Source organism: Microcoleus anatoxicus, assembly GCF_042465725.1.
Taxonomy (GTDB): Bacteria; Cyanobacteriota; Cyanobacteriia; order Cyanobacteriales; family Microcoleaceae; genus Microcoleus; species Microcoleus anatoxicus.
Genome location: NZ_CP120853.1, coordinates 3,620,221 through 3,642,312, shown reverse-complemented (window position 1 = coordinate 3,642,312; position 22,092 = coordinate 3,620,221). Strand labels below are relative to the sequence as shown.

The 22,092-nt window shown below is 43.6% G+C and carries 22 protein-coding genes; 18 read left to right on the top strand and 4 right to left on the bottom strand.

Going from position 1 to position 22,092, the window contains the following annotated elements:
• The first annotated feature begins 398 nt into the window (after positions 1–398).
• The 6 genes from P2A85_RS15775 (at position 399) to P2A85_RS15750 (ending at position 6,525) form a co-directional block, all read left to right on the top strand.
• Positions 399–827, top strand: a complete 429-nt coding sequence (locus P2A85_RS15775; protein WP_377473658.1) for a hypothetical protein — start codon at positions 399–401, stop codon at positions 825–827.
• Positions 828–854: 27 nt separating this feature from the next.
• Positions 855–2,111 carry a hypothetical protein gene (locus P2A85_RS15770; protein WP_377473656.1) on the top strand — a complete coding sequence of 419 codons (1,257 nt, stop codon included), beginning with the start codon at positions 855–857 and terminating at the stop codon, positions 2,109–2,111.
• A 95-nt stretch (positions 2,112–2,206) separates the two neighbouring features.
• Positions 2,207–4,258 carry a hypothetical protein gene (locus P2A85_RS15765; RefSeq protein ID WP_377473653.1) on the top strand — a complete coding sequence of 684 codons (2,052 nt, stop codon included), beginning with the start codon at positions 2,207–2,209 and terminating at the stop codon, positions 4,256–4,258.
• 57 nt (positions 4,259–4,315) lie between these two features.
• Positions 4,316–4,444 carry a hypothetical protein gene (locus P2A85_RS15760; RefSeq protein WP_377473651.1) on the top strand — a complete coding sequence of 43 codons (129 nt, stop codon included), beginning with the start codon at positions 4,316–4,318 and terminating at the stop codon, positions 4,442–4,444.
• Between the two features lie 506 nt (positions 4,445–4,950).
• Positions 4,951–5,757: a hypothetical protein gene (locus P2A85_RS15755; RefSeq protein WP_377473649.1), complete on the top strand. Its 807-nt coding sequence runs from the start codon at positions 4,951–4,953 to the stop codon at positions 5,755–5,757.
• Between the two features lie 84 nt (positions 5,758–5,841).
• Positions 5,842–6,525: a hypothetical protein gene (locus P2A85_RS15750; protein WP_377473647.1), complete on the top strand. Its 684-nt coding sequence runs from the start codon at positions 5,842–5,844 to the stop codon at positions 6,523–6,525.
• Between the two features lie 155 nt (positions 6,526–6,680).
• Here the strand turns inward: P2A85_RS15750 and P2A85_RS15745 are convergent, their stop codons facing one another.
• The gene (locus P2A85_RS15745) at positions 6,681–7,178 is read right to left on the bottom strand and encodes a hypothetical protein (protein WP_377473645.1); all 498 of its coding nucleotides are present in this window, start codon (positions 7,176–7,178) and stop codon (positions 6,681–6,683) included.
• Positions 7,179–7,209: 31 nt separating this feature from the next.
• Here P2A85_RS15745 and P2A85_RS15740 point away from each other — a divergent pair, with 31 nt between their 5' ends.
• From P2A85_RS15740 to P2A85_RS15730, 3 genes are all read left to right on the top strand, one after another.
• Positions 7,210–7,848: a hypothetical protein gene (locus P2A85_RS15740; protein WP_377473639.1), complete on the top strand. Its 639-nt coding sequence runs from the start codon at positions 7,210–7,212 to the stop codon at positions 7,846–7,848.
• 66 nt (positions 7,849–7,914) lie between these two features.
• Positions 7,915–8,379, top strand: coding sequence for a hypothetical protein (locus P2A85_RS15735; RefSeq protein WP_377473637.1), 465 nt, complete (start codon positions 7,915–7,917; stop codon positions 8,377–8,379).
• Between the two features lie 26 nt (positions 8,380–8,405).
• On the top strand, positions 8,406–9,689 hold the full coding sequence (locus P2A85_RS15730) for a hypothetical protein (protein ID WP_377473643.1): 1,284 nt from the start codon (positions 8,406–8,408) through the stop codon (positions 9,687–9,689).
• 811 nt (positions 9,690–10,500) lie between these two features.
• On the opposite strand, the gene P2A85_RS15725 is transcribed toward P2A85_RS15730, so the two are convergent.
• A complete protein-coding gene (locus P2A85_RS15725; RefSeq protein WP_377473641.1) occupies positions 10,501–11,031 on the bottom strand; it encodes a hypothetical protein in 531 nt (176 codons plus the stop codon).
• A 31-nt stretch (positions 11,032–11,062) separates the two neighbouring features.
• Between P2A85_RS15725 and P2A85_RS15720 the strand changes: the two genes are divergently transcribed.
• From P2A85_RS15720 to P2A85_RS15705, 4 genes are all read left to right on the top strand, one after another.
• Entirely contained in the window at positions 11,063–11,701 is a 639-nt protein-coding gene (locus P2A85_RS15720) for a hypothetical protein (RefSeq protein WP_377473639.1), read from the top strand.
• 66 nt (positions 11,702–11,767) lie between these two features.
• Complete coding sequence (locus P2A85_RS15715) at positions 11,768–12,232, top strand: hypothetical protein (protein WP_377473637.1); 465 nt, start codon at positions 11,768–11,770, stop codon at positions 12,230–12,232.
• Between the two features lie 26 nt (positions 12,233–12,258).
• Complete coding sequence (locus P2A85_RS15710) at positions 12,259–13,515, top strand: hypothetical protein (RefSeq protein ID WP_377473634.1); 1,257 nt, start codon at positions 12,259–12,261, stop codon at positions 13,513–13,515.
• Between the two features lie 47 nt (positions 13,516–13,562).
• The gene (locus P2A85_RS15705; RefSeq protein ID WP_377473632.1) at positions 13,563–14,825 is read left to right on the top strand and encodes a hypothetical protein; all 1,263 of its coding nucleotides are present in this window, start codon (positions 13,563–13,565) and stop codon (positions 14,823–14,825) included.
• Positions 14,826–15,812: 987 nt separating this feature from the next.
• Here the strand turns inward: P2A85_RS15705 and P2A85_RS15700 are convergent.
• The gene (locus tag P2A85_RS15700; RefSeq protein ID WP_377473630.1) at positions 15,813–16,481 is read right to left on the bottom strand and encodes a hypothetical protein; all 669 of its coding nucleotides are present in this window, start codon (positions 16,479–16,481) and stop codon (positions 15,813–15,815) included.
• A 31-nt stretch (positions 16,482–16,512) separates the two neighbouring features.
• Here P2A85_RS15700 and P2A85_RS15695 point away from each other — a divergent pair, with 31 nt between their 5' ends.
• The 3 genes from P2A85_RS15695 (at position 16,513) to P2A85_RS15685 (ending at position 18,959) form a co-directional block, all read left to right on the top strand.
• On the top strand, positions 16,513–17,151 hold the full coding sequence (locus P2A85_RS15695) for a hypothetical protein (protein WP_377473628.1): 639 nt from the start codon (positions 16,513–16,515) through the stop codon (positions 17,149–17,151).
• Positions 17,152–17,217: 66 nt separating this feature from the next.
• On the top strand, positions 17,218–17,682 hold the full coding sequence (locus tag P2A85_RS15690; RefSeq protein WP_377473626.1) for a hypothetical protein: 465 nt from the start codon (positions 17,218–17,220) through the stop codon (positions 17,680–17,682).
• Between the two features lie 50 nt (positions 17,683–17,732).
• Positions 17,733–18,959, top strand: a complete 1,227-nt coding sequence (locus P2A85_RS15685) for a hypothetical protein (protein WP_377473624.1) — start codon at positions 17,733–17,735, stop codon at positions 18,957–18,959.
• Between the two features lie 748 nt (positions 18,960–19,707).
• Here the strand turns inward: P2A85_RS15685 and P2A85_RS15680 are convergent.
• Entirely contained in the window at positions 19,708–20,331 is a 624-nt protein-coding gene (locus P2A85_RS15680) for a hypothetical protein (protein ID WP_377473622.1), read from the bottom strand.
• A gap of 31 nt (positions 20,332–20,362) precedes the next feature.
• On the opposite strand from P2A85_RS15680, the gene P2A85_RS15675 reads away from it, so the two are divergent.
• Together P2A85_RS15675 and P2A85_RS15670 are read left to right on the top strand one after the other, a co-directional pair.
• Complete coding sequence (locus P2A85_RS15675) at positions 20,363–21,007, top strand: PEP-CTERM sorting domain-containing protein (RefSeq protein WP_377473620.1); 645 nt, start codon at positions 20,363–20,365, stop codon at positions 21,005–21,007.
• The gene (locus P2A85_RS15670; protein WP_377473618.1) at positions 21,007–22,077 is read left to right on the top strand and encodes an O-antigen ligase family protein; all 1,071 of its coding nucleotides are present in this window, start codon (positions 21,007–21,009) and stop codon (positions 22,075–22,077) included. The genes P2A85_RS15675 and P2A85_RS15670 overlap by 1 nt, the downstream gene beginning before the upstream one ends.
• Positions 22,078–22,092: the final 15 nt, after the last annotated feature.

Here is a 22,092-nt window from a genome sequence, read left to right as displayed (position 1 = left end):
AACAGATAAATTTTTAATTAAGCATAAGTTTCAGATACAAGGTGACTTCCCAAAACTTCAGTATAAACCCTGTATCCCGAGCCAAATGTTTATGATAATTTTAGTCAATCAGTTCAAGTGTTAGCTATCAATTCATCGCTCGGGGAAATCGAATGAATAGTTATGAACTACGGTCAAAAACACCGCAGCGAGAAACATTACTGCGACAAATCTCACTCTCTTTAACTAAAAAAGCTCGCACGTAACGAGTTTTATATCAATTGCCATCAAAGAATAGAAGCCTTTCCAACCTTTACGCTCAACACAAGTCTCAAAACCTTGTTACACCGTTACAATGCGTCCAGGACTGTGGTTGTCTGTCTGCCAACTCATTAATCAGGGAAATCAAAGGCATCGTTATGAACTACGGCGAAAAACATTACTGCAACAATTTTCACTGTCCTCACCCTCAAAAGCTAGCTTGCAATCAGTTTTGTATCAGTTGCAGTCGCACAATTGGGCCCCATCGTACTCATGAAGTCAAGTTCGAGTTCGTCCAGGTAACAAAGAAAGAACTTGCTCTTCAAGAACGCTTACCCCCTCGTTCAAAGCTGAATTTAACTTACGGTTATCTGCCCGGTAGACTGCGGAGTATGCCAGAGAATTGTTGGCCGTCATCTACCCGTACTTGGCCGAGAACTCCACCGAAGAAGAATGATTGTGAGCCTGTGTTGGGATATTACAGATATACTTTGGTTGAACATCCCGGAGAGTCGAGTGGGAGTTGGGGTAAGTTATTTTGGTTTATGGTATTTGGTGCGGCGGTATGGTTCGGGTTTTTCCGCTGATTGTCTGGTAATCCAGAGGGCGAAATTATGAAGTATTTTTGGCGGTTTTTCTTGGCTTTAGTAATTTCTGCGATCGTGGTAGTAACCTATGGAAACATACAAGCTGTTGGCAATGAACACTCAAGAATTGGAAGGATAGAAAATATGACATCTCAAGGAGCGAATAACAGCAATCAAGTCAAACAATCTGGCCTCCTACTGGAAATCAGAGAGCCACAAATTATTGCACTAGCAATCCCAGAAAACAAGCCCGGTGCTACTGCTCCCTTGAGCTTCACTGTCAGCGTTACCAATCCTACACAAGCCCCAATTCCTTTCATAAATGATGCCTTAATCCCAGAAATCCGAAGGCCAGATGGTCAAAAACTGCACCTCAAAGAACCGATAAATAGGCAAGTTGGGAGCGGGGAATATCGTGCGACGTTAGTTCGAGCCGGAGAACAGACAGTCATCCCTCTGGATGGAAGACTGTCTTGGCAAAATAATTTACTTCAACTAACGGGACTTAAACAAACATTACCCAGCGCATACTGCGGTCAAATCCCTATTGAGCTAGATAACTCTTGGTATTTTGAAAGTCTTGGGTCAGGGGAATATCAGCTTCGATTCATTTATAACAGTCCTACCGGGAATGTCTTATGCTTAGATCCACGAACTGGACAACAAAAGAGAATAGAAGTAACTGAGACAGATAAGTTGACAACTCCCTTCGTTAATTTTCGCCTGCTGCAACCTGTTGAAGATAATAAAAACGCAGTGGAAGTAGATGGTATTCGCTTTGAAACCTTCATTCCAGAACCGTTGTTAACTGTGCGAAAGAACAAGCACAATGTCATAAATTATGTACAGATTGGTATGCGGATTACCAACAACACGCCAACCCCTTTTTACTTCAGTTTTTATGCCACTTTTACTCCAGACATTGTAATGCCAGATGGTCGGCTAGAGCGGGGATGCTATAATAGCGACTGGATGAGATTGCCGGAAGAATCTGATTTTCTATTAGCCACACCGGGAAAGAGTGTGACATTTTTTCCAAGTATTACCCTGTCTTTGAGTAAGCGCGACAAATTTTCTCTTCTTGTTACTAATGGATATGGTGGCTATTGCCCTTTTGACCTCAAGCCAGGTATCTATCAACTTCGGTTCCGGTACGAAAATACGAGCGATATCATACAGAAGACAAATCTTGCAAGGGAGTCGATTGAAAGTCTGCCAATAGAAAAAGTTTGGACTGGGCGGGTAGATACCCCCTTTACTGAATTCCGTATAGCCCAGCCCTGAGATGCATGAGAAATGATTCAATGCGATGTGAATAGGGCAAAAATTTACACCTTATCTAGACTTTTACGTAGTAGATACGCAAGGAAAAACAGATAATGAAAACTCCACAAACTATTCTAATATTTTTGGCAACGCCATTGCTAGTTGCATTTACGAGTCAGTCTGCTATGGGATTCAGTCTAAGTTTTGCCGAAAAAGGTGCGCGAGATTTATACATTCCCAAACTGTCTACGACTTACACCGATGGCAATGATGAAATAACTGTATCAACTACATTGTCACCTCCTCATGTAACAGAACTACCACTGGGTGGAACAAGGATTTTAAATCAGTTATTAGATGCCTATAGATTGGCTACTTTAAACAATTCCGCTCAAACAAAAATTTGGAATTTTACTAAAGCAAATAAGGCTTTAAGAGGGAATTTACAAGTATTACAATATTTTGCTTGCACTGTACAGATTCCATGTAGATATCCAAATTTACCGAATATACAGCAACAAATACCACCTACGTTAACAGGAGTAGGTGGCGGAATTGAGTTAAATTATGTGCGAGGGCAAGGTGAGACAACACAAGATTTTCGCTGGATTCAGTGGATAAATACCAACCATGCTAGTTATGTTAAACCACATAAAGATCCCGCAGCAAAAGCTAAATACCTCGACATAGATCTACTAAACCAAGACACTCCATTCTATCCAGGTGGCAATACAAGATTGGCAGACAAAAGCTACAGAATTGATTTTCTAGAGGAGCATTATTGGTTGGCTGAAGCTTACTTAGTGGGCACCTCGACATTCAATACAACTGATAAAATAGGACGAATTATTACGGAAACGAACGTTACGATTTACAACGGAATACGGTGGGGCTGGAAAAACAAAGTAACTCGTCGTCGCAAACAGCCAGTACCGATTCCCGTTCCCGTTCCCGTTCCAGCTCCAACTCCAAAGCCATTCCCGTTTATCATTCCTGACTGGAATATACCCATACCGATACCCAAACGTGAACCTGTCGCTAGTAGTGCTAGTGGTGGCGGTGGCATAGGCTACGTAACAGCATCACCAAAACCAACACCTCGACCATCCCCATCGCCAGCACCCAGACCCTCACCATCTCCAGCACCTAGACCATCCCCATCACCAACACCTCGACCAACCCTGTCACCAAAACCATCGCCAATAGTAATAGTATCAGTGTCGCCAGCACCGTCACCCTCACCTTGGACTCCATCAACTTTCCCAACACCTACACCTTGGGTAACATCTCCACTGGGGTCAACATCATCAAGTGTCGTTGTCTCAACATCAACAACAACTACTACATTACCCTTACCCAGCCCGCCTCGGGCCCCAGCACCCAGCCCGCGCCCAGCCCCAGCACCCAGCCCGCGCCCAGCCCCAGCACCCAGCCCGCCTCGGGCCCCAGCACCCAGCCCGGGCCCGCGTCCGATTCGGGCAGTTTCCATTTCTGCAACATCAAACCGTAATGCGGCGAACTTGCGCTCAAGCTCGCTTGTTGAGAGCAGTAGCAAAGCTAACACTGACTACTTCACCGACATCAGCAGCGACTTACTCGAAGACTCAGAACTATCATCAACAGACAATAGTTTGAACAATGCGAACCTAGCCAGTATCAGCAGTGACTTACTAGAAAACCCAGAACTATCATCAACGGACAGCAACGAAAACCAACTCTATTTAGCCGGCATCAGCAGCAACTTACTTGAAGACTCAGAATTATCTTCAACAGAAAGCAACGAAAACCAACTCAATTTAGCAGACATCAGCAGCGAATTACTTGAAGACCCAGAACTATCATCAACAGAAAACGATGAAAATAACGCAGATATCGGAAGCATCAGTGCCGATTTACTTGAAGACCCAGAACTATCTTCTGAGGATAACAATTATGACCAAGTAGATTTAGCAGGCATCAGTGCCGACTTACTTGAAGACCCTGAACTATCGTACCTTGACGATACTCTCACCGCAACAACTCCCAAAGTCTCAGGTAAAAATACCGACGACGACGCACTCTCAGCAGAAGCCGTTCCCGAACCTACTACAGCATTAGGAACTTTACTAGCTCTAGCCGTATTGCCTGCAATTAAAAGACTCAAAAACCGAAAAAACAAAGAGTAATGAAAACCCTCTACACCCTGCTTATCAACCCCACAGGAAGCAGCCGGTGCCCGATAATTGCTGCCTTCACCCTCAGCATCGGAACAATTAGATGCTTTGAAAACTTATCTAGCAAGTCGCGAAGATTTGAAAGATGTTGCAGAGAGTATGTTGGGCGGCCGAGAGCAAGTTTTGATAGAATTCTAAGTATTAGCACTGAGAGAATTTATAGAGTATTGCTGTGTATTGTCTTTTGTAAAATAGCCCTTACAAACCAATGAACTTTGTGTCTAATATCCTATTTTTATTAACTTATTTGAAGCGGATTTGCTTTCATTTATCATAAAAAGTTATTGATAAGTTATTTGATGATAGTTTTTTTTTATAACACTTGCAAATCAATTTAATGACTATTTAGGCTTGTGACATCGCAGTCAATCTCTTCATTCACTTATCAGGTATGAAAAAAGAGATATGAATTACTGCAAATCAGAGTGCCGTCAATAACATTATTGCCTTTAGATGTCACTCGACTCAGTAAATTTTCGGATTGTGGCGGGTATTGTTGCTGTGATAATCTTGGCAAATAATCTCATCCAACTTCTTTTATATCTGCCGATCCGCCACTGAGGTTGGCGCTGCTTTTAGTAACGAATATGGTGTTGTGTTTGAGATTTTTCAACTAATCATCCGGCTAGCAAATAGCCAAGATTATGAAACATTTTTTGCTGTTTATACAGGCTTTAATCCTTTGTGCAGCAATGGCAATTAGCTCTTTTTTACCTGGAGTTACTGCCGATAAACAGGGGAAAATAGAGAGGATAGCTGACAACACACCCCCCGCAAGTCGCTACTCTGTCAGCGGCTCACGCAATGGCATTGTTACCGTCAAAGATGCTACGACTGAGCCTATAGCGGTAGTTATTGAGGAACATTCAAGAATTAAAATTGTAACAAACATGATACCTAAAGAATCGAATAACAGCAATATTGAAGTTGATGGAATCAGCTTTGAAACTCTGATGCCCGAACGAGAGTTGGTTGTGCCAGAGAAACCATCTGATGGTCGTAAACTATTAGATTTAGGAATTCGGATTACTAACAATACCACAACTCCTCTTCGCTTCTGTTTCCATGACGCAATTACTCCAGAATTAATGCTCCCGAGTGGTCAAATTATACGGGAGACTGGTCAGTGGTCGGATTGGTTAATAGGATATGAAGAGTCAGATTTTCCCTTAGCTATGCCAGGAGAGGATGTTATCTTTTCCCCTGGGGGTTCTATCCAAAAGATAGAAGATAATCAGTTTGAATTAATTATCTGGGTCGGAAATGGTGGCTCTTGGCGTTTTAGCAGACTTCAATTAGGAAACTATCAGATTAGACTTGAGTATAGTAATGATGCAGCCCAAGTCAAAGTTTATGGAGAAGATGGAAAAAAAAAGGTAATAAATAACATTTGGACTGGTAAAGTATTAACCTCTTTTATAGAGTTTAGCCTGGTAGATAAGTTCAAATAGAATACCAACGAATACAACTGCCTGAATATTGTTTCAAACAGTAACTATAAACTTGTTAGTTTACTTGGGAATGAAGGATAGAAAATGCAAACAAAATCAGTTACATTAGTATTGTCAACTAGCTTCATAGTTGCACTGACGAGTCAACCTAGTATCGCTTTTACTCTCACACAAAATGCTGGAATATCAAATTATTTGTCTTTATCTGTCTTTGACAAAGGAACAGGCATTACAGCTTTAAATGCACTCGATCCAGACGATCCTCTTAATTTAAGTAAGGCTAGACCCTTCGTTAGTCAGATCAAACTAGGAGGTACAAAGGGATTCCTAGAAGATTTAAATCTTTACAGAAATGACGGTTGGACTTTTAAGCAAGGACGGGAATTAAAAGGGAGTTTTAATGTTAGGCTTCAATACCCGTGCGGTATTAAGACTGTTTGTGGTCAGGGGACTACATTAGCCAGAACTGATCTGGGGGGAATTGGCTCTGTACTTAGTTTGACTTACCGTCCTGGAATAAGCCAAAGACAGCCTAATCCCAACCCCCAAAATAGAAACAATTTACTTTACTGGATTCAGCGCGTTACCACTAACTACCCAGACAGCACTAAAGGACCAATCGGTGCTAAGAGAAGCTATATTGACAACCTTAGTCGCAAAGGGAATAATGCCATACATCCATACTATGCTTCAGGCAATCCCTTAAGTTCAAACGGTTTATTTGAAGATCGCCCCTACCGCCCCGATACAGGCAACAATTTAAATTGAAATTATTACTGGACAGCGGAACTTTACCTCGCCCAAGCCAATCCATTGAATCAACAAGAAGTCACGATTTATAACGGAGTCAGATGGGGTTGGACATACGAGTATTTTCCTAATAAAAATCCCGTTCCCGTTCCGGCTCCCGTTCCAAAGCCCACTCAAACACCCCAAATTCCACTTCCACTTTGTCCGCCAAATATGTTGACAAAAAGTGGCAGCACCATTGTCGCCAACAGCAGCAGCGGTGGTGGCGGCATCGGTTGCGTGGCAGTATCGCCAACACCTCGACCAACCCCATCACCAACACCCAGACCAACACCCTCACCATCGCCAGCACCTCGACCCTCACCATCGCCAACACCTCGACCAAGCCCGTCACCAACACCTCGACCAACCCTGTCACCAAAACCATCACCAATAGTAATAGTATCAGTGTCGCCAGCACCGTCACCCTCACCTTGGACTCCATCAACTTTCCCAACACCTACACCTTGGGTAACATCTCCACTGGGGTCAACATCATCAAGTGTGGTTGTCTCAACATCAACAACTACTACTACATTACCCTCACCCAGCCCGCCTCGGGCCCCAGCACCAAGTCCGCGCCCAGGGCCAGCACCCAGCCCGGGCCCGCGTCCGATTCGGGCAGTTTCCATTTCTGCGACATCAAACCGTAATGGGGCGAACTTGCGTTCAAGCTCGCTTGTTGAGAGCAGTAGCAAAGCTAACACTGACTACTTAACAGCAAGGGACTTGCTCGAAGACTCAGAACTATCATCAACTGACAACAGTTTGAACAATGCGAACCTAGCCAGTATCAGCAGTGACTTACTAGAAAACCCAGAACTATCATCAACAGACAGCAACGAAAACCAAGTCAATTTAGCTAGCATCAGCAGTGACTTACTTGAAGACCATGAATTATCATCAACAGAAAGCAACGAAAACCAACTCAATTTAGCAGACATCAGCAGCGACTTACTTGAAGACCCAGAACTATCATCAACAAAAAACGATGAAAATAACGCAGATATCGGAAGCATCAGTGCCGATTTACTTGAAGACCCAGAACTATCTTCAGAGGATAACAATTATGACCAAGTAGATTTAGCAGGCATCAGTGCCGACTTACTTGAAGACCCAGAACTATCGTATCAAGACGATACTCTCACCGCAACAACTCCAAAAGTCTCATCTAAAAATACCGACGACGACGCACTCTCAGCAGAAGCCGTTCCCGAACCTACTACAGCATTAGGAACGCTATTTGCTCTCGTTGTATTGCCTGCAATTAAAAGACTCAAAAACCGAAAAAGCCAAGAATAGTCAAATCAGGATTGAGGTTGTTTTCTGTCTGTCAACTCATTAATCAGGGAAATCAAAGGCATCGTTATGAACTACTCGCAAACACATCACCGCGAAAAACATTACTGCAACAATTTTCACTGTCCTCACCCTCAAAAGCTAGCTTGCAATCAGTTTTGTATCAGTTGTAATAGAACAATTGGGCCCCATCCCACTCACGAAGTCAAGTTCGAGTTCGTCCAGGTAACACAGAAAGAACTTGCTCTTCAAGAACGCTTACCTCCTCGTTCAAAGCTAAATTTAACTTACGGTCATCTACCCGGTAGACTGCGGAGTATGCCGGAAAATTATCGCAATCCTTCCTTGTATCCTCCCATGAGTTATTCGGATTATTGGTCGAATTCTCAACCGCTTCAGAACGAATACGGGCAAGTTTTGGGATATTACAGGTATACTTTGGTTGAACATCCCCCAGAGTCGAGTGGCCGTGGTGGGAAGTTGTTTTGGCTGATGGTATTTGGTGCGGCGGTGTGGTTCTGGTTTTTGGGCTGATTGTGCGGTAATTCAGGGGGCGAGCGATGAGGTATTTTCTCCGGTTTTTATTGGCTTTAGTAATTTCGGCGATCGTGGTAGTAACCTATGGGAGTATACAAGCTGTTGGCAATGAACACTCAAGAATTGGAAGGATAGAAAATATGACATCTCAAGGAGCGAATAACAGCAATCAAGTCAAACAATCTGGCCTCCTACTGGAAATCAGAGAGCCACAAATTATTGCACTAGCAATCCCAGAAAACCAGCCCGGTGCTACTGCTCCCTTGAGCTTCACTGTCAGCATTACCAATCCTACACAAACCCCGATTCCTTTCATATTGTATGATGCCTTAATCCCAGAAATCCGAAGGCCAGATGGTCGAGTGCTGCATCGAAAAGAACCGATAAACAGGCAAGTTGGGAGCGGAGAATATAGTGGGGAGTTAATTGGGTTTGGAAAGCAGATAGTCACATCTCTGGAGGGAAGACTGTCTTGGAAAAATAATGTACTGCAACTGATATTACATGACCCTACCTACTTTGGCCCCCCTATAGACCTCGATAAATCTTGGTCTTTTGATACTGTGGGGCCTGGGGAATATCAGATTCGATTCATTTATGAAAACCCTACTGGGACAATATCATACATAGATCCGCTAGATCCGCTCACTTATCTTCAGACTAGACAAAAAACGAGAATAGAAGTAGCTGGAACAGGTGAGTTGACAACTCCCTTCGCTAATTTTCGCTTGCTGACACCTGTTGAAGATCATAAAAACGTAGTGGAAGTAGATGGAATTCGTTTTGAAACTTTCATACCGAAGCCGTTTTTGACCGTGATAAATAGAAACAAGAGTCCCAAGCCAGAAAATTATTCACAGATTGGGATGCGGATTACCAACAACACATTAACCCCATTTTACTTCAGCTTTTATAGCACTTTTACCCCTGACTTGGTAACGCCAGATGGTCAGGTGCGGCAGGGAGCCTTTTTTAGGGACTGGTTTACGAGACCTGAAGAATCTGATTTTTTGTTAGTCACACCTGGAAAAAGCCTGACATTCTTTCCAAGTACCAGTGTCTACTGGAGTAAGCACGACCAATTTTTGCTTAGTTTTTCTAGCGGAGATGGTGGCTCTTACTCCTTTAACTCACTCAAACCAGGTATATATCAGCTTCGGTTTCGGTATGAAAGTACGAGCGATTCCACACAGAAGACAGATTTCACAGGGGAGCCGCTGGAAGACTGGCTAATAGAAATAATGAAAAAAGTTTGGACTGGACGAGTAGATACTCCCTTTGTTGAATTCCACTTGACCCAGCCTTGAATGGCAAATCACTGTGGCTATTTATTTTGAGAAAATTTGCAAAAGAGGTAAAAATAATGCAATTCATAAAATTTGTCTTCGTATTATCATCAACCACCTTGATAGGTACGCTTTTTTGTCAATCTAGTAATGCGTTTACTGTCACGCAAAAAGTTAGCCTCTCAGATATTGGTGTTTGGTCTACATTGCCAGGTGGTGGCGAAAGCCTTACAAGTTTGAATGTACTAGACCCCGACGACCCTCTTAACTCCACAAAGTCTACAAGACTTGTTACCGAAATAGAACGGGGAGGAACAAAAGGACTACTCAATGACTTAAGACTTTACACAGGCCTCTCAAGAAACCCGTGGACTTTTAAGCGTGGACGCGATTTACAAGGACGTTTTAATGTCAAAACTCATTACGCCTGTGGTATTAAAACCAGTTGCCCGGAGAAAAAAGGTGGAGTGGGATCTGTGCTTCGTTTAAAATACATTCCAGAGATACGCAATATACCGGGCAGAATACCCGACCCGAACCCCACGCAAAATAAAAACCTTCACTGGATTCAGCGGGTGATCACTAACTATCCAAACTCTGAACTGGGAGCATTCGGTAATAGGAGAAGCTATATCGATAATATTATTAAAGACACAGGAAGAAATTCCGAAAATCCATACTTTGGCGTCACCCCAGCTCATCACTTATTAGAGCCAGACGGTTTATTTGAAGATGTCCCATATAGAGGGGGAGATTTAAATCGAAGTTTTTACTGGATTGGAGAACTTTACCTAGCTGAAGCCAATCCATCCAAGCCAAGAGAAGTCACGATTTACAATGGGGTCAGATGGGGTTGGACACACGAATATTTTCGTAAACCTAATCCAGTTCGCGTTCCCCTTCCCCTTCCAAAACCAAAGCCAACTCCAGTTCCAGAAGAATATTGTCCACCACCAGGTTTGCTTACGAAAAGCGGTAGCACCATTGTCGCCAATAGCAGCAGCGGTGGTGGCGGCATCGGTTGCGTAGCAGTATCGCCAACACCTCGACCATCCCCATCTCCAGCACCTCGACCATCCCCATCACCAACACCTCGACCATCCCTGTCACCAAAACCATCACCAATAGTAATAGTATCAGTGTCGCCAGCACCGTCACCCTCACCTTGGACTCCATCAACTTTCCCAACACCTACACCTTGGGTAACATCTCCACTGGGGTCAACATCATCAAGTGTGGTTGTCTCAACATCAACAACTACTACTACATTACCCTCACCCAGCCCGCCTCGGGCCCCAGCACCAAGTCCGCGCCCAGGGCCAGCACCCAGCCCGGGCCCGCGTCCGATTCGGGCAGTTTCCATTTCTGCGACATCAAACCGTAATGGGGCGAACTTGCGTTCAAGCTCGCTTGTTGAGAGCAGTAGCAAAGCTAACACTGACTACTTAACAGCAAGGGACTTGCTCGAAGACTCAGAACTATCATCAACTGACAACAGTTTGAACAATGCGAACCTAGCCAGTATCAGCAGTGACTTACTAGAAAACCCAGAACTATCATCAACAGACAGCAACGAAAACCAAGTCAATTTAGCTAGCATCAGCAGTGACTTACTTGAAGACCATGAATTATCATCAACAGAAAGCAACGAAAACCAACTCAATTTAGCAGACATCAGCAGCGACTTACTTGAAGACCCAGAACTATCATCAACAAAAAACGATGAAAATAACGCAGATATCGGAAGCATCAGTGCCGATTTACTTGAAGACCCAGAACTATCTTCAGAGGATAACAATTATGACCAAGTAGATTTAGCAGGCATCAGTGCCGACTTACTTGAAGACCCAGAACTATCGTATCAAGACGATACTCTCACCGCAACAACTCCAAAAGTCTCATCTAAAAATACCGACGACGACGCACTCTCAGCAGAAGCCGTTCCCGAACCTACTACAGCATTAGGAACGCTATTTGCTCTCGTTGTATTGCCTGCAATTAAAAGACTCAAAAACCGAAAAAGCCAAGAATAGTCAAATCAGGATTGAGGTTGTTTTCTGTCTGTCAACTCATTAATCAGGGAAATCAAAGGCATCGTTATGAACTACTCGCAAACACATCACCGCGAAAAACATTACTGCAACAATTTTCACTGTCCTCACCCTCAAAAGCTAGCTTGCAATCAGTTTTGTATCAGTTGTAATAGAACAATTGGGCCCCATCCCACTCACGAAGTCAAGTTCGAGTTCGTCCAGGTAACACAGAAAGAACTTGCTCTTCAAGAACGCTTACCTCCTCGTTCAAAGCTAAATTTAACTTACGGTCATCTACCCGGTAGACTGCGGAGTATGCCGGAAAATTATCGCAATCCTTCCTTGTATCCTCCCATGAGTTATTCGGATTATTGGTCGAATTCTCAACCGCTTCAGAACGAATACGGGCAAGTTTTGGGATATTACAGGTATACTTTGGTTGAACATCCCCCAGAGTCGAGTGGCCGTGGTGGGAAGTTGTTTTGGCTGATGGTATTTGGTGCGGCGGTGTGGTTCTGGTTTTTGGGCTGATTGTCTGGTAATCCAGAGGGCGAGCGATGAGGTATTTTCTCCGGTTTTTATTGGCTTTAGTAATTTCGGCGATCGTGGTAGTAACCTATGGGCGTATACAAGCTGTTGGCAATGAAAATTCAAAATTTGAAAAGGTAACAAACATGGCATCTAGAAAATCTAAGCGCAGCAATAACGTTAAACAAGATGGTCTCCAACTGGAAATCAGCGAGCCAGAAACTGTGGCAATATCCATCCCCAAAAACAAGCCCGGTGCCACTGCTCCATTGAGCTTTACTATCAGCGTTACCAATAATACACAAGCCCCTATTCCATTCATAGATGACGCTTTAATCCCTGAAATATTCGGGCCCGATGGTCAAGCACTGCACCGAAGAGAACCGATAAATAGGCAAGTTCTGAGCGGAGAATATCATGGCTCGTTAATTGAGGTAGGACAGCAGACATTTAAATCTATGGAGGGAAGACTGTCTTGGCAAAATAATTTTATTCAACTGGTTTTACATAACCCAATTTACGATGACAGACCTATTGATCTCGATAAATCTTGGTCTTTTGATACTGTAGGGGCCGGGGAATATCAGATTCGATTCACTTATGAAACCCCTAGTGGGACGATATTATACCCAGATCCCGTCACTTTTATTGAGACTAGACAAGAAATTGGAATAGAAGTAACTGGGACAGGTCAGTTGGCAACTCCCTTAGCTAATTTTCGCTTACTTCAACCTGTTGGATTGAATAATAGTGCAGTGGAAGTAGATGGTATTCGTTTTGAAACTTTCATAGCGGAGCCATTGTTAACCCTGCCAAATAAGAATGACAATTCCTACCAATCTGTACGGATTGGTATGCGGATCACAAATAATACTCTAACCCCATTTCACTTTAGCTTTTATGGTAGTTATTACTCAGACCTGCTAACGCCAGATGGTGAGGTGAAGCGGGCAGCCTGTGGTAACGACTGGATGAGAGGGCCAGAAGAATCTGACTTTTTGTTAGTCACACCCGGAAAAAGTTTGGCATTCTTTCCAGATATCGGCATCTTCTGGATTAATCATAGCCAATTTTCGCTTAATGTCTCTAGCGGATATGGTGGCGGATGCTCTTATGACCAACTCAAGCCAGGTATATATCACTTCCGCTTCCAGTATTACAATACGAGTGATACCATACTGAAGAAAAATCTTGCTGGGGAGTTGATAGAAAGTCGGCCAATAGAAAAAGTTTGGACTGGGTGGGTGGATACTCCCTTTGTTGAATTCCGCCTAGCCCAGCCTTAAATGGCGAATCACAGCAGACAATTGTAAAAATTCAGAACTCGACTAACATGATATCTGAAGAACCCAACAACAATAATATTGCACCAGATGGCATTCATATAGAAATTATGCTGCCCGAACCAACGGTATTAGCTATTCCAGAAAACAAGCCGAATGCCAATGCTCCCGTGCATCTCAATGTTCGCATTACCAATAACTCACTTACTCCTTATTACTACAATATCTGTGGAACCTGGTTTCCAGAAATTATCGCTCCAGACGGTCAAGTTTTACCGCGACATTTAGCTGTTGATGAGCCTGTAGGTCAAAAATCAGTAACAGAGCCATCCGTAACGGGATGGAGAATCAGATTAGCTCAATTTATATCCAATCTAATCCGCCAGCCTTTCCGCCAATACAGGCAGGGAGAATATGTTGATCCGTCATTAGTTTTTCCTGGATCGAGTATAGGTATTGCTCTCCATGCCCAACTATTTTGGTGTAACAACTTGCTGCAAATCCAGTTTCCAACAATTGATTTCTATTGGAATACTCTTAACCAGTATTGGTCTTTTGATTTAGGGACGGAGGGAATTTATCAGTTAAGGTTTATTTATTTGAACAACAGCCAGAATATAGTAGGATATGATTTAGAGATAAGGGAATCCCAAATCATACAAGAAAGCAAGTTTAGTCAGTTAACAAGTCCTTTTGCGAACTTGCATCTAGTTGAACCGATGAATCCCAATCGCAGTGCTGTGGAAATAGATGGCATCCGATTTGAAACAATTGTACTCAACCGCGTGTTGAATATTCCAGAAAAAAACTCTAAAAAAGTATTGAAATCCCCCCAGGAAACTTTTTGCAATGAAGGGATTCCTGTAGAAATTGGAATTAGGATTAGTAATAACACCGAAAATCCCCTTCACTTTAGTTTTTATGCTACTTGTATGCCTGAACTAATATCCGCCGACGGTGAAATACAAGAAATGGGATGTGGGAGTGATGGATATGTATTTCCTACTGAGTCAGATTTTCCCTTAGTTCTGCCTGGAAAATGCTTAATGTTTTTTCCTGAAGCGAAAATTTTATGTGTGAGAGGTAATGTATTAAGACTTGTATTTAAATCAAGTTCGGGAGGTTATTGGTGGTTTGATAATCTGACTTACGGTATTTATCAATTTCGGTTTAGATATCAAAAAATCTGTAAATCGCGATCGAGCGATGATACAGCAGATGTATCAATAGAACAAATTTTATCAGAGACCGCGTGGTCAGGGCGAGTAGATACTCCTTTTATAGAATTACATCTACTCCCCGACTCCAGTTAAAATATAGCGCTTATCAATTAAATGAGGTAAGTGCGCGAGCTTTTTTCCGATTACCGATTAGCTTTTTCCCGATTACAGATTACCAATTACTCAAGCGCACCTCATGTTATTGATAAGTGCTATATAACTTTCCTATGATACGGTAACTATCACTACCAAAAAATGATTTAAAGTTAATTTATTTTGTAGGATGCCATGTATGAAGGAGTTAAAAAGTATGCGATTCTCACAATGCTTTATGATTTTTGGTGCGACTACCTTGGCAGTTTCGCTGACGAGCTACCCAGGAATTGCGTTTACTATTAAGGGACAAGATATTGGCAGACTACCACAGAATTATCAAGCTCTATCTCTGTTTCCCAATGGTAGTGCAGGTCTAACAACGCTTAATGCCTTTGATTATTTAAGCCCTTCTTCATGGTTGGTTCCCCCAGGAAGAGTTAGTGAAATCGCACGAGGTGGCACTTCGGGATTAAGTAGGGATCTAAAGCCTTTTAGAAACACAGGTTGGACTTTTCAGACTGGTGGCAATTTATCTGGCAGTTTTAACATCAAAAACTATTACGCTTGCGGTGTTGCAATTAGCTATAGTTGTGGTGCGGGTGTAGGCGTTCCAATTTATATTCCAGAACGTGCCGTTGGCGCTACTATACAAATTGATTACGAGCCTAAAAAATCTGACCCTATACCCCAACCTCAAATAAATAACTTGTATTGGATTCAACGAGTCATCACCAACTACGAGTCCTTTGGTGGGTCTGTAGGTCGCCGTCGAAGCTTTATTGACAATCAAGGAACTTTAAATGACCCATTTTATAATCACTCTCCTTTGACTTCCAGCGATTCTTATTTTATAGATAATCCTCACAGAAATTTTGAGTTTAATAAAAGTTATTACTGGTTTGCGGAACTGTACCTAGCTGAGAAAATAGCAAACACGAAAACAGTCAAGATTTACAACGGTGTGCGATGGGGCTGGCGATACGATTATTTGCCTTTAGGTAAACCAATTCCAGTTCCAATTCCAAAGCCAGTTCCAATTCCAAAGCCAGTTCCAATTCCAATTCCAAAGCCACTTCCAGTTGTACTGTGTCCACCAGGTTTCTCTCCTAAAAGCGGTAGCACCATTATCGCTAACAGTAGCAGCGGTGGCGGCGGGATAGGTTGCGTGGCAGTATCGCCAACACCTCGACCATCCCCATCACCAACACCCAGACCAACACCCTCACCATCGCCAGCACCCAGACCAACACCATCGCCAGCACCCAGACCAACACCATCTCCAACACCTCGACCAACCCAGTCACCAACACCATCACCAATAGTAATAGTATCAGTGTCGCCAGCACCGTCACCCTCACCTTGGACTCCATCACCTTTACCTACCCCCTCACCTTGGACTCCGTCACCTTGGCCTACGCCTGCACCGTGGGCAACGGCAACACCAGCCCCCTCACCTTGGACTCCCTCACCCTGGCCTACACCTACACCTTGGGTAACATCTCCACTGGGGTCAACATCATCAAGTGTGGTTGTCTCAACATCAACAACTACTACTACATTACCCTCACCCAGCCCGCCTCGGGCCCCAGCACCAAGTCCGCGCCCAGGGCCAGCACCCAGCCCGGGCCCGCGTCCGATTCGGGCAGTTTCCATTTCTGCGACATCAAACCGTAATGGGGCGAACTTGCGTTCAAGCTCGCTTGTTGAGAGCAGTAGCAAAGCTAACACTGACTACTTAACAGCAAGGGACTTGCTCGAAGACTCAGAACTATCATCAACTGACAACAGTTTGAACAATGCGAACCTAGCCAGTATCAGCAGTGACTTACTAGAAAACCCAGAACTATCATCAACAGACAGCAACGAAAACCAAGTCAATTTAGCTAGCATCAGCAGTGACTTACTTGAAGACCATGAATTATCATCAACAGAAAGCAACGAAAACCAACTCAATTTAGCAGACATCAGCAGCGACTTACTTGAAGACCCAGAACTATCATCAACAAAAAACGATGAAAATAACGCAGATATCGGAAGCATCAGTGCCGATTTACTTGAAGACCCAGAACTATCTTCAGAGGATAACAATTATGACCAAGTAGATTTAGCAGGCATCAGTGCCGACTTACTTGAAGACCCAGAACTATCGTATCAAGACGATACTCTCACCGCAACAACTCCAAAAGTCTCATCTAAAAATACCGACGACGACGCACTCTCAGCAGAAGCCGTTCCCGAACCTACTACAGCATTAGGAACGCTATTTGCTCTCGCTGTATTGCCTGCAATTAAAAGACTCAAAAACCGAAAAAGCCAAGAATAGTCAAATCAGGATTGAGGTTGTTTTCTGTCTGTCAACTCATTAATCAGGGAAATCAAAGGCATCGTTATGAACTACTCGCAAACACATCACCGCGAAAAACATTACTGCAACAATTTTCACTGTCCTCACCCTCAAAAGCTAGCTTGCAATCAGTTTTGTATCAGTTGTAATAGAACAATTGGGCCCCATCCCACTCACGAAGTCAAGTTCGAGTTCGTCCAGGTAACAAAGAAAGAACTTGCTCTTCAAGAACGCTTACCTCCTCGTTCAAAGCTAAATTTAACTTACGGTTATCTACCCGGTAGACTGCGGAGTATGCCGGAAAATTATCGCAATCCTTCCTTGTATCCTCCCATGAGTTATTCGGATTATTGGTCGAATTCTCAACCGCTTCAGAACGAATACGGGCAAGTTTTGGGATATTACAGGTATACTTTGGTTGAACATCCTCCAGAGTCGAGTGGCCGTGGTGGGAAGTTGTTTTGGCTGATGCTATTTGGTGCGGCGGTGTGGTTCTGGTTTTTGGGCTGATTGTGCGGTAATTCAGGGGGCGAGCGATGAGGTATTTTCTCCGGTTTTTATTGGCTTTAGTAATTTCGGCGATCGTGGTAGTAACCTATGGGCGTATAGTGGATGCTGGAAAAGCACATTTAACAGTTGTAAGGGTAGCAAACATGACATCTAAAGAATCGACTAACAGCTATACAGTTGAACAAGATGGAATCCAACTGAAAATCTTAGAGCCACAAATTGTGGCTCTATCTATCCCAGAAAACAAGCCCAATGCCACGGCTCCAGTAAAGCTTACTGTTGGCGTTACCAATAATACACCAACCTCCATTCCCTTCAGAATCTATGGCGCTTTAATACCAGAAATTGTCGGGTCAGATGGTCGAGTAATTCACCGAAAAGAACCGAAAAATAGGCAAGTTGGGGTTGGCGAATATGATTGTGTGTTAGTTGGGGTTGGAGAACAAATAGCCATCTCTTTGGATGCAAGACTCTCTTGGCAGAATAACTTACTTCAACTCGTAGTACCTACTAGCCCAGACTACTGGCAAGTCCCGATTAACCTCGATAACTCTTGGTCTTTTGATGCTCTTGGGCCAGGGCAATATCAGGTTCGATTCACTTATGAAAGCCCTACTGGGAATATCTTATGCTTAGATCCGCAAACAGGGCAAGAAAATAGAAGAGAAGGAATTAGGATAGGTCAGTTGGCGACTCCCTTCGCTAATCTTCGCCTAATTCAACCTGTTGGATTTAATAACAATGCAGTGGAAGTGGATGGCATTCGTTTTGAAACCTTGATGCCGGAGCGGTTGTTAACCGTGCTAAACAAGAGGCGCAATGCAGAAAGCTCTGTACAGATAGGTATTCGTATTACCAACAACACGCTAAGCCCATTTCACTTCAGCTTCTATAACACCTTTATCCCAGACCTTGTAATGCCAGATGGTCGGGTATTGCGGGGAGGCTACAATCGCAACTTGCTAATAGAGCCTAAAGAATCAGATTTTTTATTAGTTATGCCTGGACAGAGTGTGACATTCTTTCCAGACATCACCCTCTCTTGGAGTAAACGTGACCAATTTTCGCTTGTTGTCTCTAGCGGAAATGGTGGCTTTTGCCCTTTTGGCTCACTCAAGCCAGGTATATATCAGCTCCGGTTCAGGTATCAAAAACTGGGTGACAGGATGCAGAAGACAACTCTTGCAGGGAAGTCGATTGAAAATCGGCTAATAGAAAAAGTTTGGTCTGGGCGGGTGGATACTCCTTTTGTTGAATTCCGCTTAGGTCTGACCTGAATTGCGAATTACTATTACCATTTCTTTCTAATTGCACAACAAGGTCACTGTCTTTCTGAAGCTAACGTTTAAAGGAAGCACAAAAAATGGAATCAAAACTATATCCTTTAGCTATTTTGGGAACCACTTTGATGGTAACACTGACAACTCAATCAAGTGTTGCATTTAATATTACAGGTCCCACCGAATCTTATGTACCTTCTGTTCTCGCCCCTGTGGGAAATAAAAGGATTGATGTTTTGCTGGAGCCAAAGTCAATTAAAAGTATCAAACTAGGTGGGACGAATGGGCTTTTGAATGTGCTGCGAAGAGCTTTTCCTAGTTGGACTTTTCTACGTGCCCCGAAGGAAAAGGAATTAAAAGGTAGCTTTGAAATCAAGACTTACAAGGCCTGTGGACCTTTGACACCGTGTCAGCCTGGGTTAGAAACTCCTCAAATTGGGGGAGTTGGAGCTTATCTTTCTTTGGATTACAATCCCGTAGGCGACGATCCTAATCCAGTAACTGAACGTGTCTACTGGATACAGCGGGTAAAGAGTAATCATAAAGGTGGGAGTGTTATACATGGTACGGTTGAAAACATTATCGACATAAATCCAGGGCAAAAAAACCCGTTTTACTCAAAAGCTCCTTTTTTCTCAGACAGTCCATACAGAATAGATCCCTTGAACAACCATGATTGGTTTGCTGAACTGTATCTAGTTAAGCACAAACCCGGGACAAGAACAGTTACCATATACAACGGAATTCAATGGGGTTGGAAAAATAGGGTATCTCGTCTTAATTTTTGTCCGCCCAGGAGTAGTAGCGGTGGTGGTGTTATCGCTAACGGTAATAGTGGTGGTGGCGGCATCGGTTGCGTGGCAGTATCGCCAACACCTCGACCATCACCATCACCAACACCCAGACCAACACTCTCACCATCACCAACACCCAGACCAACACTCTCACCATCACCAACACCCAGACCAACACTCTCACCATCACCAACACCCAGACCAACACCCTCACCATCGCCAGCACCCAGACCAACACCATCTCCAGCACCTCGACCAACCCAGTCACCAACACCTCGACCAACCCAGTCACCAAAACCATCGCCAATAGTAATAGTATCAGTGTCGCCAGCACCGTCACCCTCACCTTGGACTCCATCAACTTTCCCAACACCTACACCTTGGGTAACATCTCCACTGGGGTCAACATCATCAAGTGTGGTTGTCTCAACATCAACAACTACTACTACATTACCCTCACCCAGCCCGCGCCCTGCACCAGCACCCAGCCCGCGTCCGGCGCCAGCACCCAGCCCGCGCCCTGCACCAGCCCCAGCACTAAGTTCGGGTGGGCGTCCGATTCGGGCAGTTTCCATTTCTGCGACATCAAAGCGTAATGCGACGAACTTGCCCTCAAGCTCACTTGTTAAAAGCAGTAGCAAAGCTAACACTGACTACTTAAGTGCAATCAGCAGCGACTTACTCGAAGACTCAGAACTATCATCAACAGACAATAGTTTGAACAATGCGAACCTAGCCAGTATCAGCAGTGACTTACTAGAAAATCCAGAACTATCATCAACAGAAAGCAACGAAAACCAACTCAATTTAGCAGACATCAGCAGCGACTTACTTGAAGACTCAGAATTATCATCAACAGAAAGCAACGAAAACCAACTCAATTTAACTAGCATCAGCAGCGAATTACTTGAAGACCCAGAACTATCATCAACAGAAAACGATGAAAATAACGCAGATATCGGAGGCATCAGTGCCGATTTACTTGAAGACCCAGAACTATCTTCAGAGGATAACAATTATGACCAAGTAGATTTAGCAGGCATCAGTGCCGATTTGCTCGAAGACCCAGAACTATCGTATCAAGACGATACTCTCACCGCAAAAACTGCAAAAGCCTCAGCTAAGAATACCGAGGACGATGCTCTTCCCGCAGAAGCCGTTCCCGAACCAACTACAGCATTAGGAACTCTTTTAGCACTCTGCGGATTGGGATTATTCACAAAACTCAAAAACCGGAAAAACAAAGAGTAATGAAAACCCTCTACACTCTCCTGTTCGCCCTCAGCATCATCCTCATCAACCCCTGGGGAAACAGCCGGGGCCTCATCTGGACTTCCCCCAAAGTGTTCGTGATTTGGCTAATAGTCGGAGTCAATCTCGCCCTCTTGTGGGAACAAAGAAAATCCATAACCATTTCCCAAAAATGGAAAATATCGCTAATACTTTGGACAATATTTCTCTCAATCGGAGCTATCTCGACTCTACAAAGTCCTTTTCCCTTAACCTCTTTCTTCGGTCAAGACCAAATGGGAGATGGCTGGCTGTACTGGCTGTTAATTGCTGCCTTCACCCTCAGCAACAGCTTGCTCTTAACCGTACACCCGCAACTGATTAATTCCCAATTCCAAGGACTTCTAATTGGCGGCATTATTCTTTCTCTTAGTATCTTCCCCCAAATCATTGACTGGCGGCTCGACTATACGGCGACAATGGGGCAAATTATCAGAGCCGATGTTAATGCCAGCAGTATATTTCAAGGACAGCAACCCATCGGATTGTATTCCCACAGAGGTCACGCAGCTATAGTTTTAGCATTAATAATAATCACTTCTCTTTTCGGTTGGTTTTCGAGATTTACCACAACTAAATTAACGGCAATTACTTTAATTTTAACTGTTCCCGCACTGCTGCTAACTTCTACTCGAAGTGCTATTTTAGCTTTGATGGTTGCCACTGTCTATTTGCTCAGAGGCAAATATTACAAAATTATTGTAGGAATTATTCTGATCGCCATAATCGCCATTGCCATCATGACTGTCACCAGGCCGCCTTATTGGAGCAAACCGACCATCGCCCAAATCATGTCCAGCCGATCGCCCATGTGGACACTTTCAGCCCGTGGCATCAAAAAACGCCCGCTATTTGGATGGGGATTTGATGGTTTTGGTATTGCCTATCCCTATATCCGAAATCCTCAAGTAACTCCGATCGTTGTAAATTTAGACGAATTTACTTACAACTATATTAACATAAAAGGTGAAATCAGCACTAGAGAAATCCCTACTTACAAAGCTCACAATTGGATTCTGGAAACTACTTGATCAGTTGGCATTTTC